This window comes from Phenylobacterium sp. (assembly GCF_036501465.1).
Taxonomy (GTDB): domain Bacteria; phylum Pseudomonadota; class Alphaproteobacteria; order Caulobacterales; family Caulobacteraceae; genus Phenylobacterium.
In genome coordinates this window covers 67,065-80,235 of the sequence record NZ_DASYAF010000138.1, presented here as the reverse complement: position 1 = coordinate 80,235, position 13,171 = coordinate 67,065, and the positions used below count along the sequence as shown (strand labels likewise).

At 67.7% G+C, this 13,171-nt stretch carries 14 protein-coding genes; 7 read left to right on the top strand and 7 right to left on the bottom strand.

From position 1 onward, the window contains the following. Positions 1-31: 31 nt before the first annotated feature. The 3 genes from VGL85_RS14625 to VGL85_RS14615 all read left to right on the top strand — a co-directional run bounded on the left by VGL85_RS14625 (position 32) and on the right by VGL85_RS14615 (position 3,030). Positions 32-307 (top strand): hypothetical protein, encoded by a 276-nt coding sequence (locus VGL85_RS14625; RefSeq protein ID WP_331589689.1) that lies wholly within the window; start codon positions 32-34, stop codon positions 305-307. Positions 308-508: 201 nt separating this feature from the next. Further along, complete coding sequence (locus VGL85_RS14620; RefSeq protein WP_331589688.1) at positions 509-1,891, top strand: hypothetical protein; 1,383 nt, start codon at positions 509-511, stop codon at positions 1,889-1,891. Beyond that, positions 1,888-3,030, top strand: a complete 1,143-nt coding sequence (locus VGL85_RS14615; RefSeq protein ID WP_331589687.1) for a hypothetical protein — start codon at positions 1,888-1,890, stop codon at positions 3,028-3,030. The genes VGL85_RS14620 and VGL85_RS14615 overlap by 4 nt, the downstream gene beginning before the upstream one ends. Before the next feature lie 28 nt (positions 3,031-3,058). Here the strand turns inward: VGL85_RS14615 and serA are convergent, their stop codons facing one another. The 4 genes from serA to VGL85_RS14595 form a co-directional block, all read right to left on the bottom strand. Further along, positions 3,059-4,633 (bottom strand): phosphoglycerate dehydrogenase, encoded by a 1,575-nt coding sequence (gene serA / locus VGL85_RS14610; RefSeq protein ID WP_331589686.1) that lies wholly within the window; start codon positions 4,631-4,633, stop codon positions 3,059-3,061. 140 nt (positions 4,634-4,773) lie between these two features. After that, positions 4,774-5,973, bottom strand: a complete 1,200-nt coding sequence (locus VGL85_RS14605; protein WP_331589685.1) for a phosphoserine transaminase — start codon at positions 5,971-5,973, stop codon at positions 4,774-4,776. 149 nt (positions 5,974-6,122) lie between these two features. Further along, entirely contained in the window at positions 6,123-6,563 is a 441-nt protein-coding gene (locus VGL85_RS14600; protein ID WP_331589684.1) for a hypothetical protein, read from the bottom strand. Positions 6,564-6,647: 84 nt separating this feature from the next. Continuing rightward, a complete protein-coding gene (locus tag VGL85_RS14595; RefSeq protein ID WP_331589683.1) occupies positions 6,648-6,938 on the bottom strand; it encodes a hypothetical protein in 291 nt (96 codons plus the stop codon). 306 nt (positions 6,939-7,244) lie between these two features. Between VGL85_RS14595 and VGL85_RS14590 the strand changes: the two genes are divergently transcribed. After that, a complete protein-coding gene (locus VGL85_RS14590; protein ID WP_331589682.1) occupies positions 7,245-9,215 on the top strand; it encodes an ATP-binding protein in 1,971 nt (656 codons plus the stop codon). 242 nt (positions 9,216-9,457) lie between these two features. Here the strand turns inward: VGL85_RS14590 and VGL85_RS14585 are convergent, their stop codons facing one another. The 3 genes from VGL85_RS14585 to thiD form a co-directional block, all read right to left on the bottom strand. Beyond that, positions 9,458-10,291, bottom strand: coding sequence for a PhzF family phenazine biosynthesis protein (locus VGL85_RS14585; protein WP_331589681.1), 834 nt, complete (start codon positions 10,289-10,291; stop codon positions 9,458-9,460). Between the two features lie 75 nt (positions 10,292-10,366). Beyond that, a complete protein-coding gene (locus tag VGL85_RS14580; protein WP_414695270.1) occupies positions 10,367-10,882 on the bottom strand; it encodes a nucleotidyltransferase family protein in 516 nt (171 codons plus the stop codon). A gap of 53 nt (positions 10,883-10,935) precedes the next feature. Then, entirely contained in the window at positions 10,936-11,736 is an 801-nt protein-coding gene (gene thiD / locus VGL85_RS14575) for a bifunctional hydroxymethylpyrimidine kinase/phosphomethylpyrimidine kinase (RefSeq protein WP_331589679.1), read from the bottom strand. 76 nt (positions 11,737-11,812) lie between these two features. Here thiD and VGL85_RS14570 point away from each other — a divergent pair, with 76 nt between their 5' ends. Genes VGL85_RS14570 through VGL85_RS14560 form a run of 3 tightly spaced genes read left to right on the top strand, consistent with a single transcriptional unit; the run spans position 11,813 to position 13,136 of the window. Further along, the gene (locus tag VGL85_RS14570) at positions 11,813-12,115 is read left to right on the top strand and encodes a metalloregulator ArsR/SmtB family transcription factor (RefSeq protein ID WP_331589678.1); all 303 of its coding nucleotides are present in this window, start codon (positions 11,813-11,815) and stop codon (positions 12,113-12,115) included. Next, a complete protein-coding gene (locus tag VGL85_RS14565) occupies positions 12,112-12,636 on the top strand; it encodes an SRPBCC family protein (RefSeq protein WP_331589677.1) in 525 nt (174 codons plus the stop codon). The genes VGL85_RS14570 and VGL85_RS14565 overlap by 4 nt, the downstream gene beginning before the upstream one ends. Continuing rightward, the gene (locus VGL85_RS14560; protein ID WP_331589676.1) at positions 12,633-13,136 is read left to right on the top strand and encodes an SRPBCC family protein; all 504 of its coding nucleotides are present in this window, start codon (positions 12,633-12,635) and stop codon (positions 13,134-13,136) included. Before VGL85_RS14565 ends, VGL85_RS14560 begins: the two co-directional genes overlap by 4 nt. Positions 13,137-13,171 lie beyond the last annotated feature (35 nt).

Below are 13,171 nucleotides of genomic sequence, written 5' to 3'. Positions count from 1 at the left end.
AGGCTCCCGCCACGGATAGTGGGTGAGAGCCATGAGTGATGCCGTCGGCCCCGGAGACCTGGTTCTCTGCGTCAACGCGGCCCCGAACCACGCCACGGGACGGCCGGTGCCTCTGGTGGCGGGAGAGACCTATCGGGTCATCGCGGTGATGGAATTCGGCTGCCCGTGCGGGCGGTCCGACGCCCTGCTCGACGTGGGCGTCGACTTCGCCTGGTGCCAGACGCGGTTCCGGCTGTTGCCGAAGCCCAAAGCCCAGGCGAAGACCAAGCGCGTCTCGGCGCCGAGAGAGAAGGAGAGGGTTCGATAGGCGGCCACCCCAAGGCAAACTGGCTGTCAGAGATGAAAGCCACGGTGGGTCCGGACCAAACCAGTCTCTACGCGAGGCTAGAGAATTTGTTCACCTTTTGTTCTTGGCTCTCGCACATGGTGATGGTACTTTCCATCCGTTCGGCGGATGGCATTGCGAGAAATTCTCGCCGGCGCCTCCGCGCGGAAAATCGGGGGTGGCATGCCGCAGGCTTGGTCTTCGCAAGACAACGATGATCCGGGCGACATCGACAGCTGGATGGTCTGGCGGAACAGGCAGCTTTCACTGGGCCCGGAAGCCGACGCCGTGGCGCGAGACCTGTGGAATCGAGGGACGTGGGGCGGCGTCGACGTACAGGCGCCGAACTCGAGCGACCTGACCGCCATCGGATTGGCGACCCTCAACGGAACAGGGACATACCCGTCGACCGCGCCAGACAACGAAGGCGACAACGACTATGGCGCGCCCTATCCGTCGGCGGCGGCTGGTAGCGCTGGCCAGGGTGGGACGTTTGATCCCCCGGAAAGCGGACACAGCGTCCAACAAGGACCATCGCCAGCAGGGATTCAAACCTCAGACCCAGTCGCGCGCCCATCGAGCGGGGCGGCCGGGCCGTGGGTGAGCGAGTTCGACGTTATCGGTCATCGGGAAAATCAGCCGTCTCACCCCGGCATCCTCGACGGCTTGAACCACAATCCGGTGGTGCGAGGGCTGGCCGGCGGCGCCGGATACGCCATCGGCGTGCCCGCTGGTGTCCTCCGCGGCGGATGGCACACGCTCGAAGGCATTGGCCACGGCCTCAACTTCGTCGGCAGCCTCTTCTTTCCCCAGGGCAGAGCGGCGGCGTGGAACGATGCCCAGACTGCGACGCACGATGCGCTGCAATACGGTCGCAGCGTGCTTACCGATCCTCACCGACTGGCGAGGGACGCCGCCTCTGCGGCCAAGGCGGCCAACCGCAGTCTGAATCCGTTCGCAACACCAATCCCGGACACGGCCTCAGGCGCGTTTGGCCACGAGCTCGGCATAGGCGCAAACGACGGGGAGACGGCGACGACGATTGCCGGGCTGTTCACCGCTCCAGAAGTGTTCGGAGGTATAAAAGCGGCCAGTACCTTCGAGGCGACGCGGGAAGCGAATGTCGCGAAGTTCATGGCCCAAGGATTTGACGAGCCAACCGCTAGGTATCTGTCCAAACCCTACGAAGGCCAGGGTGACCACGCCTTCATCTCAAAAAGCCAAAATGCGATCCTTGGATACAAGACGCCCTTATTGAAGAACGTGCCGATCCCAGACTGGATTAAGGACAGCCCCTTCAACGTGTCCAAACCGCGGGGACTTTCACAGGGAGATTTCTATGAATACCACTTCGGCGTAGACCCCCAGTACTATGGCGGCAATCTTCCGGACCATCTCAACGGGGGCAGGGGCTGGAGTGGAAATCGCCTGGGCCTTGAGAGGTATGACGTCCCGGGACGGATTTGGGCAAGGATTCCGTCCATCTGGAAGGACTACGATACTGGCGTGGCTTTAGGTAACGCCCTCAGGCAAGTCCCCCAAGACAGCCCAGAGACGCCGCAATGAGTGTTCCAACCTGGGCCGGCTTCGTTACCTACCTCCCCGACGACGAGGTCGCGACCGGTGATGAGATAGGGGTGTATGGCGGACGCAACGTCGCGCTGGCGATGAGCGAAATCTTCGCCAGCCTCGGATGCAGCCGCATCTCCGACCCTGACTACGGTGGCGAGATGGGTTGGGATTTTCGCTTTCGGTATGGCGGTCGCCATTCATTCTGGTGCCGCGTGCAGTCCTTCCACCCGATCTATTGGCTGCTGCTCGAAGGCCCTGGGAGGAACGGCGAAGTCCCAGCGCATTTGGAACTCTGGCGGAAGTTCGCGGGTGTTCTTGAGCAAGATTCCCGGTTCGATCAGGTTATCTGGCGTCCCTTTAAGGAAGGTCCTCCGGACTGGGACGAGTTCACACTATCGGATGATCTGCCGCCCCGCAGGGTTCTGGAGGAACTCCCCGCTCGCCCCGCCAAGCCCCGCCCGAAAGCGGCCGGCAGCCCGTTGACGCCGCGCATCGTCGGGGCCTGGTTCGTTCTGCTCGTGGGGGTGTTGTTCTTCATCGACAACAACGTCCATGGGACCAAGGCCCAGACGGAGTTTACCTCCCTCGCGATAGCCGGGCTATTGATCGGTCTTGCCGTCGCCCTGTTGATGAGCGACCGCCTGCGAAAGCGCGAATCCCAGAGCCCCGACGAGGCCGTCCGCCGAATTCCGCCGGAGCCAACTCCCGAGCAATATCGCCCACTAAGGCGCGCACAAGCATCTGCAACCCACGGCCGCTACGCATTTCTCGCCGCAATGGCGGTCGCCTATTCCATCCCCTTCGCTCTCGCTTTCGCCTTCTGCGCGATGCTTGTCTATCTGGGCGCCTGGTGGGCCATTTTTGGAACGATCGCCGTCGCCCTCATCTATTGGTCGTTTCTAGGCAGGAGCCTGTGGGGCTTGGTTCGCCCGATCGGTAGTAAGGTCAGGGGCAGATTCCCCGCCCTCGTTGTCGGGATTTGGTCCGCCGTGGGCTTTGTGGTCGTGCCCGTCGTCGCCGGCGCCGTTCACGACCCAAAGGCACGGCTGGAAGCCACGGCCGCGGCGTTCGCTGCACTGGCCATCAGTCTCGCGGCCGTGCTGTGGATCGTCAGGCGGCGACGCACCAGCTAGGCCGGCGTCGTCGCGTCGCCCGCGCCCTCTAAAACCGCAACGCCCGGCTCTCCTTCACGTGCGGTAGGGCTTCGATCCTTTCCAGCAGTTCGGCCGACGGCGCCTGGTCCACGCCGACCAGGGCGATGGCGTCGTCGCCGGCGGAGACGCGGCCTAAGTTGAAGGTGGCGATGTTGACGTTGGCCTCGGCGAGCAGGCTGCCCAGGGCGCCGATGAAGCCCGGCTTATCCAGGTTGTTGACGTAGAGCATGGTGGGCGCGAACGGGGCGTCGAGGTCCATGCCCTTGACCTCGACGACGCGCGGCGCGCCGGCCAGGACCGAACCCGCGAAGGAGCGCTTGCCCTTTTCGGTGGTGACGGTGACGCGGATCAGGCTCTCGTAGATCGGGCTGTCTTCCTGGCGGCTCTCGGAGACGGTGATGCCGCGCTCCTTGGCCACCGCCGGCGCGGAGACCATGTTGATCTCGGCCAGCATGGGCCGCAGCACGCCGGCCAGCGCGGCGGCGGTCATCGGCCGGGCGTTCAGCATCGCCACCTCGCCCTCGTAGGCGATATCGATGGCGCCGATCCCGAAGTCGACCATCTGGCCGGCGAAGGCGCCGAGCCGTTCGGCGAGCGCGATGAACGGCTTGAGCCGCGGCGCCTCCTCGGCGGTGACCGAGGGGCTGTTCAGCGCGTTGGTGACGGCGCCGGTCAAGAGGTAGTCGCTGATCTGCTCGGCCACCTGCAGGGCGACGTTCTCCTGCGCCTCGTTGGTGGAGGCGCCAAGGTGCGGGGTGGCGACGAAGTTGGGCGCGCCGAACAGCACGTTCTCCTTGGCCGGTTCCTGGGTGAAGACGTCGAAGCCGGCGGCGCCGACGTGGCCGCTCTCCAGGCCGGCGCGGAGCGCCGCCTCGTCCACCAGGCCGCCGCGAGCGCAGTTGACGATCATCACGCCCTTCTTGGCCTTGGCGAGGTTCTCAGCCGACAGGATGTTGCGGGTCTTGTCGGTGAGCGGGGTGTGCAGGGTGATGATGTCGGCGCGGGCCAGCAGCTCGTCGAGCTCGACCTTCTCGACGCCCATCTCCACGGCGCGTTCCGGCGACAGGAAGGGGTCGTAGGCCACGACCTTCATCTTCAGGCCCAGCGCCCGGTCGGCGACGATCGAGCCGATGTTGCCGGCCCCGATCAGGCCGAGCGTCTTGGCGTAGAGCTCCACGCCCATGAAGCGGGACTTCTCCCACTTGCCGGCCTGGGTCGAGATGTCGGCGGCGGGCATCTGGCGGGCGAGCGCGAACATCATGGCGATGGCGTGCTCTGCGGTGGTGATCGAGTTGCCGAACGGGGTGTTCATGACCACGACGCCGGCGGCGGTGGCGGCCGGGATGTCGATGTTGTCGACGCCGATGCCGGCGCGGCCGATCACCTTCAGCCGCTTGGCGGCGGCGATGACCTCCTTGTTGGGCTTGGTGTCGGAACGCACGACCAGGCCGTCGTAGTCGCCGATCACCTTGATCAGGTCTTCCTTGGAGAGGCCGGTCTTGATGTCGGCGTCGACGCCGCGCTGGCGAAAGATGTCAACGGCGGCGGGGCTGAGGCTGTCGGCGATGAGAACGCGGGGCATGTGGGTGTGTCCTTTGAATTTTTGATCCGCTCATCCCGGCGAAAGCCGGGACCCAAGCTGAGCTGTGGGTGACCTGGGAGAGGCCGCGCCATCCGCAATCACCGCATGGGTCCCGGCTTTCGCCGGGGAGCGGCGTTGAATCAGGCGGCCGCCAACTCGGCGGAGACGGTGGCGAAGGCCCAGTCGAGCCAGGGGGTGAGCGCGATCAGGTCGTCGGCGTCTACGGTGGCGCCGCACCAGATGCGCAGGCCCGGCGGGGCGTCGCGATAGCCGCCCACGTCGAGGGCCACGCCCTCCTTCTCCAGCACCGAAGCCAGGCTCTTGGCGAAGTCGGCCTGGGCCTCGGCGGAGCGCGAGGTCACCTTGGGATCGATCACCTTCAGGCAGACCGAGGTGTTGGAGCGGATCGCCGGATCGGCGGCGAGGAACGCCACCCAGCCGGTCTTCTGCGCCCAGGCCTCGAGCACGCCCAGGTTCGCGTCGGCGCGGCGCTGCATTTCCGCGAGCCCGCCGATCGAGGCGGCCCACTTCAGGGCGTCGATGGCGTCTTCCACCGCCAGCATGGAGGGCGTGTTGATGGTCGCGCCTTCGAAGATGTCGAGGGTGACCTTGTTGCCCCCCTCCTTATTGGCCTTGGTCATGCGGAACAGCTTGGGCATCGGCCAGGCCGGCGTGTGGCTCTCCAGCCGGGCCACGGCGCGCGGCGACAGGATCAGGATCCCATGCGCGGCCTCGCCGCCCAGCGCCTTCTGCCAGGAGAAGGTGACCACATCGAGCTTGTCCCAGGCGAGGTCCTGGGCGAAGGCGGCGCTGGTGGCGTCGCAGATGGTGATGCCTTCGCGGTCGGCCGAGATGAAGTCGCCGTTCGGGACGCGCACGCCCGAGGTGGTGCCGTTCCAGGTGAACACCAGGTCGGCGTCGGGGCGGACCTTGGAAAGGTCCGGCAGCTCGCCATAGGGGGCGTCCAGCACCTGCGCCTCGATCTTCAGCTGCTTGGTGACATCGGTCACCCAGTCCTTGCCGAAGCTTTCGAAGGCCAGCAGCTGCACGGGGCGTGGGCCCAGCATCGACCACATGGCCATCTCCACGGCGCCGGTGTCGGAGCCGGGGACAATGCCGATCAGGAAGTCGTCGGGTACTTCCAGCACCTGGCGGGTGCGGTCGATGGCTTCCTTCAGCCGCGCCTTGCCCAGCTTGGAGCGATGCGAGCGGCCGAGCACGGCGTTGCTGAGATTCTGGGGGTTCCATCCGGGCCGCTTGGCGCAGGGGCCGGATGAGAATTCAGGGCGCGCCGGACGCATGGCCGGCTTCGTCCCCACGAGATTGGGGGTATTCGTCATAGCAATGTCTCCCATCCTTACAGATGGGCAGCGCCCCGTTGGGAGGGCGTGGCCCGCGGGCCAGAAGCCTGCGTTCCCGCCGCGAGGCAAGGGAAAGTTTCTATGCGCGGCTGTCAGTCACACTGATAGCGGCGCCCCGCAGGCGCGGCTCAGGCCTCGGTCTTGGCCGCGGCGCGCGCGATCCTGACCCGCCGTCGCCAGGCGACTGCGGCGCCGATGATCAGGCACCAGACGATGCCGCTGAAATCGACGTTGTTGATGATCGCGTGCAGCCGGTCGGAATCCGGGCGGTCGGTGACGAAGTAGTAGGCGTGCAGCGAGAACTGCGCGGCGTAGAACAGCATCACCCCGCCCATCCAAAGCGCGCCGTAGATCACGGTGACGCCCAGCATGACCACGGCGGCCAGGCCGTCGTTGAAGAAGCGGATGATGCCGACCCACTCGGGCGTCAGGCGATAGGAGGCGAAACCGATGATGATGTTGAGCACCACCACGGCCGCCCCAAGGCGTTCAGCCGGACCGCCCTTCCAGGCGGCGAACAAGACGCCGGCCAGGCAGAACAGAGTCAGGGGAATGAATGGATCGGACATGATTAAGCGCCCCTAATGCCAATTAGAGGCGCCTAACCAGTTAATCTACCGCAATGATCGGCCGGAGCCGACCAGAGGGTTTGCTCAGCCGACCTTGCGGAGGGTGGTCTGCGAGACCTCTTCCATCGACGGCGGCTTCGGCTGGATGTCCATCTTGGTGCGGATGCCGAGGCGCAGCTTGGCCTCGTTCAGCTCGCTGTGGACGCCGACCATCGCGGTGCGGGCTTCGCTGAGCGCCTTGATCGCCTCGACCATCTTCACGGCGGCTTCGTCCGCGAACACCATCGAAACGTTCACGTCCTTACGGGCGCGGAGCATTTCGCTCATCAGTTCGGAGGCTTCAGCCAGCGCACCGTCTACGGCGGCTTCGGTCACGAAGAGCTTCTTCGCCACGCGCTGAGCCACAAATGCCTTTTCCATCAGGAATCCCCAACTTGGTGAACAACCACAATTCACGGTAAATAGATTATTAAAGTTCGCGCAATCGATTCATGGGTTGTTAACCATATTTTTCTCCCCGGCCGGTTGTACCTGTGGCGCCCAAGGCACAGTTTCGGCCAAGACCTACGTAACTTTACGGAACCCGGGCGCGCGGCCCCCGGCCTTTCCCCGATCACTGAAGCGAAACGTTAGGATTGTTGCCCTACAGCCGGGAGCCTGATGCGGCCCTCAGCGAGCCCGATGACCGAGCCTGTAGGCACAACGACGAGTGGGACGTCCGGCCCGGCGCCGACGGCGACCTTCCATGCGCGGGTGGCCGGCGTCGGCCTGGTGACCACCCTGGTGGTGCTGGTCGCCGCCTGCCTGACCTTCATGCTGCAGCAATGGGCGGTGGCCCGCACCCAGTCGCGCCAGATGTATGCGGGCGTGGCCGAGATCACCGCCACCACCGAGGCGCCGGCCATCGCTCGCGGCGACCAGCCGTCCATCGAGGCCGCCCTGCAGGCCCTGGCCGGCAGCAAGAGCCTGGATTCGGCGCGCCTGGTCGACGCCAAGGGCGGCCTTCTCGCCAGCTATCAGCGGCCCAGGACGAGCGTCACGCCGAAGGGCGCGGCCACCGGGCCGCTGGAAACCATCGCCACCGACGTCATCGCCGACGGCCACAAGGTCGGCCAGCTCACCCTGCAGGTGCACAGCCCCAGGCTGACCGCGCTGCTGCCGCAGTTCATCGCGCTCACCGCGGCCCTGCTGTTCGGCGGCATCGGCGTGGCCCTGTTCCTGGCCCGCGGCATGGCGCACCGGGTGATCGCCCCGGTGCAGCGCCTGTCGGAGGCCATGCACGAGGTGGCCGGCGGCGGCCGCTTCGAGCCGGTGGAGGTGAAGGCGCAGGACGAGCTGTTCCGCAGCCTGACCGCCAGCTTCAACCACTTGATCGGCAAGCTCGGTGAACGCGAAGAGGACCTGAAGGCCGCCATGCGCGACCTGGAGGGCGCCCGCGACGCGGCCAACGCCGCCAATGTGCTGAAGACCCAGTTCCTGGCCAACATGAGCCACGAAATCCGCACCCCGCTGAACGGCGTGCTGGCCATGGCCGAGGTGATGTCCATGGGCGACCTGGCGGAAGTCCAGCGCGAGCGCCTGGGGATCATCCGCCAGTCCGGCAACCTGCTGCTGGCCGTGCTGAACGACGTGCTCGACCTGTCGAAGATCGAGGCCGGCAAGCTCAGCCTGGTGAAGGAGAACTTCGAGCTCGGGCCGACGCTGTCGCCCACCGCCGAGACCTTCCAGGTGCTGGCCAAGAACAAGGGCCTCGACTTCCGCTTCGAGATCGACGACGCGGCCGCCGGCTGGTGGCGCGGCGACCCCGACCGTCTGCGCCAGATCGTCGGCAACCTGTTGTCCAACGCCGTCAAGTTCACCCCGCAGGGCTCCGTCGAAGGCCGCGTGGAGCTCAGCCAGAGCGGCGAGGCCCTGCGCCTGGTCGTGCGCGACACCGGCGTCGGCATCGCGCCGGAGAAGCTGCCGGCGCTGTTCGAGAAATTCACCCAGGCCGACAACTCGGCCACCCGCCGCTTCGGCGGCACGGGCCTGGGCCTCGCCATCTGCCGCGAACTGACCCAGATGATGGGCGGCTCCATCGACGTCGAAAGCCGCGAAGGCCAGGGCTCCACCTTCACGGTGGAGGTGCCGCTGGGCCGCGGGGAAGACGTCGGCGGCGCCAGCGCCGAGGCGATCCCCGACGACGGCGAGCGCAACATCCGCCTGCTGGCCGCCGAGGACAATCCGACCAACCAGCAGGTGCTGGCCGCGGTCATGGAGTCGCTGGGCATCGACATCGACATCGTCGGCGACGGCAAGCAGGCGGTGGAAGCCTGGAAGGTCGGCGGCTACGACCTGGTGCTGATGGACATCCAGATGCCGGTGATGGACGGCATCGACGCCGCCCGCGAGATCCGCCGCATCGAGACCGCGACGAACCACAAGCGCACTCCGATCGTGGCGCTGACCGCCAATGCGCTGACCCACCAGGTGGACGAGTACATGGCCGCCGGCATGGACGGCCACGTGGCCAAGCCGATCGAGATCGCCAAGCTCTACGAAGCAATCAGCGCCGCGCTCACCGCCGCCGCCACCGGCAATGCCGGGCGCCCGGCCCAGGCCGCCTCGGCGCCGAGCGCCTCGGGCCCGAGCGCTTCGGCCGCCGTCGCCTAACCCGGGTTTTCCACAGAACCATCCACAAGAACTGCGTTCTGCGCGCCGGACAATCGGGCGCCCGCAGGCTAGTCACGCGTTGCGTTGAAGCTCGGCTCTCGCTGAGCTGAGCACGACGCCGGTGGGAAGCTCCGACTGCCCGCACTGACCCTCGGCGCGATCCGCAGCCGAACCGAACACCGGCGCCACGCCCCGGGACCGCGAGGTCTCGGGGCGTTTCCTCTTGAGGCCGGAATTCCGCGCTAGGCGGAAAGCCGCAGCTGGCCGTCCAGCACGGTCACCGCGCGCCCGCGTAGCAGCACCCGATCGCCCATGACCTCGCAGTCCAGGTCGCCGCCGCGGCCGGGATAGGCCTGGCGGAAACTGACGTGCGGCCGGCCCAGCTTGTCGGCGAACAGCGGCGCCAGGATGGTGTGCAGCGAGCCGGTGGCCGGGTCCTCGGGAATGCCCGAGCCGGGTGCGAAGAACCGGTCGACCACGTCGTAGGGCTGGCCGGCGTCGGCGATCGCCGCGATCCCGACATTGCCGCGCCCGCCGGTGGCGCTGGACGACACCGCCTCCAGCTTGACGAGGTTGGGCGTGCAGGCGTGGACTTGGGCCTCGTCCTTCAGCACGGCGACCAGATAGGTCGACGCCCAGGTTTCCTGCGGGTCGACGCCCAGGGCCTCGGCGAGGCCGGGCGGCGTCTCGATGCGGCGCGGCGGCTGGGCGGGGAAATCCATCTCGTAGCCTTCGCCGGCCCCGCCTTTGTCCACACGGCGCACGGTCAACGGCCCCGACTTCGTTTCGAAGGTGACAGCCTGCGCCGCCACGCCGAGCTCAGCGAACAGCACGTGGCCGGAGCCCAGGGTGGCGTGGCCGCACAGCGGCACCTCCAGCGCCGGGGTGAACCAGCGCAGGCCGAAGCGGGCGGGATCGCCCGTCTTGAGCAGGAAGGCGGTCTCGGACTGCTTGTTCTCGGCGGCGAGCGCCTGCATCCAGGCGTCGGCTGGCCAGGCCTCCATCGGCTCCAGCACGCAGGCCTGGTTGCCGCGGAACGGCTGGTTGGCGAAGGCGTCGACGGTCCACTGGCGCACGGGCGGCTCCCTTAAGAGGCGAAGCTTGCTGATAGCGGCCCGGGCGGAATTGGCAAGAAGGAATTAGCCAATTGGCTAATTTGCGATCACAAGCTCCGGCCAGCGGGCGATGGCCGAAGCGGCGGTGCGTTCGAAGCCGTTGGTCTTGCGGGTCGGGTTCGGCCGCAGGCGCAGGGCGAACAGGTCCTCCAGGCCGAAGGGCGCGATCACCGTCAACCGCCCGTCCGGCTCCAGGCGTGCCCCGACCGAGAAGGTGGTGCTGGTGAACCGCGCCAGCGCCTCGGCGGTCTGGGTGAGCGGCGCGTAGGGCTCGCCGAACTTGCCCTCGAACCACACATGGACCCGGGCTTGGTTGCGCACCTCGACCATCTCGCGCAGCGGCGATGCGAAGGCGGCGGCCACGCGGCGGATCACCAGGTCCTCGGCCTCGTAGGAGATGTCCGAGGCGTCGTGGTAGCCCAGGTCGTAGTCCTTGATGCCGTAGTCGGCGTCGCGGCCGGTCAGGTGGTTCAGCACCCGCTGGTAGATCGCCCCGGAGAAGATCAGCCAGTCGGGGAGCGCCAGGTCGCGCGCGGTCTCAAGCACGGTCATCAGGCTGGGGCTGGCCCGGACGATGGCTTCCAGCCGTTGCTCCAACGGATCGCTCACATCTTCCCCCGAAGCGGCCAGCCGTGATCCAGCGGTCCGTGTCCCGCGCCGAACCCCGGGGCGCGGGCGATGGCCTCCTGCACATAGGCCCAGGCGCGAGCGGTGGCGGCTTCGAGCGACATCTGCTGGGCCAATCCCGTCGCCAGGGCCGAGGCCAGGGTGCAGCCGGTGCCGTGGGTGTGGCGGGTCTCGATCCGCTCACCCTCGAGCAGGGTCTCGCCATAGGGCGTCATCAGCACGTCGACGACCCGCGGGCCGGGGATGTGGCCGCCCTTCAGCAGCACCGCCCCGGCGCCCAGGGCCAGCAGGGCCTCGCCGGCGCGGCGCAGGTCGTCGGTGGTCGCGACCTGGACGCCGGTCAGCGCCTCGGCCTCCGGCGCGTTCGGCGTCAGCACCGCGGCGCGGGGGACGAGTAGCCGGCGCATGGGATCGGCGGCGTCCTGCGCCAACAGGCGCGCCCCGCCCTTGGCGACCATCACCGGATCGATCACCGCCGGCGCGCAGGCCTCGTCGAGCAGGCGCGCGACCGTCTCGACCACCTCCACGTCGCCCAGCATGCCGGTCTTGACCACGTCGGCGCCGATGTCTTGCAGCACCGCGCGCGCCTGGGCGGCGATGAGCTCCGGCGCCAGCGGCTGGACGGCGCTGACGCCGCGCGTGTTCTGAACCGTGATCGCGGTCACCGCCGTGGCCGCATAGCCGCCCAGCGCCGTGACCGTCTTGATGTCCGCCTGGATCCCCGCCCCGCCGCCGGAGTCGGAGCCGGCGATGATCAGGACTCGGCCAAGGGCGGGCATGGCCCATGGGTAGCGGATTCGACGGCGCCATACATATCGCTTGACAGTTATATTTCTACATATGCATATGATCCGCATGACCCCGTTCGAAGCCATCGCCGAGCCCAATCGCCGCCGCATCCTGGACCTGCTGCGCGTGGGCGAACGGCCGGCCGGCGACCTGGTGGAGGCCATGGGGCTTTCGCAACCCGGGGTCTCCAAGCACCTGAAACTGCTGCGCGAGGCTGGCCTGGTCAGCGTGCGGCCCGACGGCCAGCGCCGGCTCTACCGCCTGGAGCCCGACGAACTGGCCGCCCTGGACGCCTGGCTGAAACCCTTCCGTTCCTTCTGGGCCGACCGCCTCGACGCCCTGGAGGGGCATCTGGAGAAAGAGCAATGAGCACCATGACAGAACCGCTGCTGAGCGACGCGCCGGACGGCGTGGTCACCGAGGCCGCAGACGCCCTGCAACTGGTCTTCCGCCGCCGCTATCGGCAATCGATCGAAAAGGTCTGGGCGGCGCTGACCGTCCCCGAACGGCTCGCCGACTGGTTCGCCGACGCCCAGGTCGACCTGCGGGTCGGCGGCGCGATCCGGCTGAACTGGAACAAGGGCATGCACCAGGCGGAGATGCAGATCACCGTCTGCGACCCGCCGCGGGCGCTGGCCTGGGTCTGGACCATCGGAGAACGCGACACCCTGGTGCGCTTCGACCTGGCGGTGGACGGCGGCGGCTGCACGCTTACGCTCACCCACTCGGGCCTGAGCCGCGACGGGGCGCGTGACGGCGGCGTCCGCGCCGGCTGGCACGCCCACCTGGAAGCCCTGCCCGCCGCCATCGAGGGCCGCGCGACGCCCTGGGAGACCAAGGTCGCGCGCGAGCAGGCGCTGGCCCAACGCTATCCGGAGATGCCCGCATGACCCTTCTGTTGAACGACACCCGCGGTGAGGTGCGGCGCACAGGCGCGACCTATGAGATCACCTTCATGCGCCGCCTCGCGCGGCCCGTGGCCAAGGTCTGGGCGGCGCTCACCGTCCCCGAGCGCCTGGCCGACTGGCTGGCGAAGGCCGAGATCGACCTGCGCGTCGGCGGCCGGTTCTCGCTCCACTGGGACACCCACGACTACCGGATGGCCGGGGTCATCACCGAGCTCGATCCGCCCCGGGTGCTGGCCTGGACCTGGCCGCACGAGCAGCATCCGGACTCGGTGGTCCGCTGGACGCTGGAGCCCGACGGCGACGGCTGCCGCCTGACGCTGGTGCAGACCAACCTCACCGCCCCGCCGCTGAAGAATGCCGCCGCCGGCTGGCACACCCACCTGGAAGGCCTGGCGGGCGCGGCGGACGGCGTGACCACGCCCTGGCGGGCCGAGCGCGAACGCGAACTGGCCAGGCTCTACACGGACCTCGCCGCGACCTAGGAAATTGAATTGCAAGTCGCGCCCTCCTCTCCCTG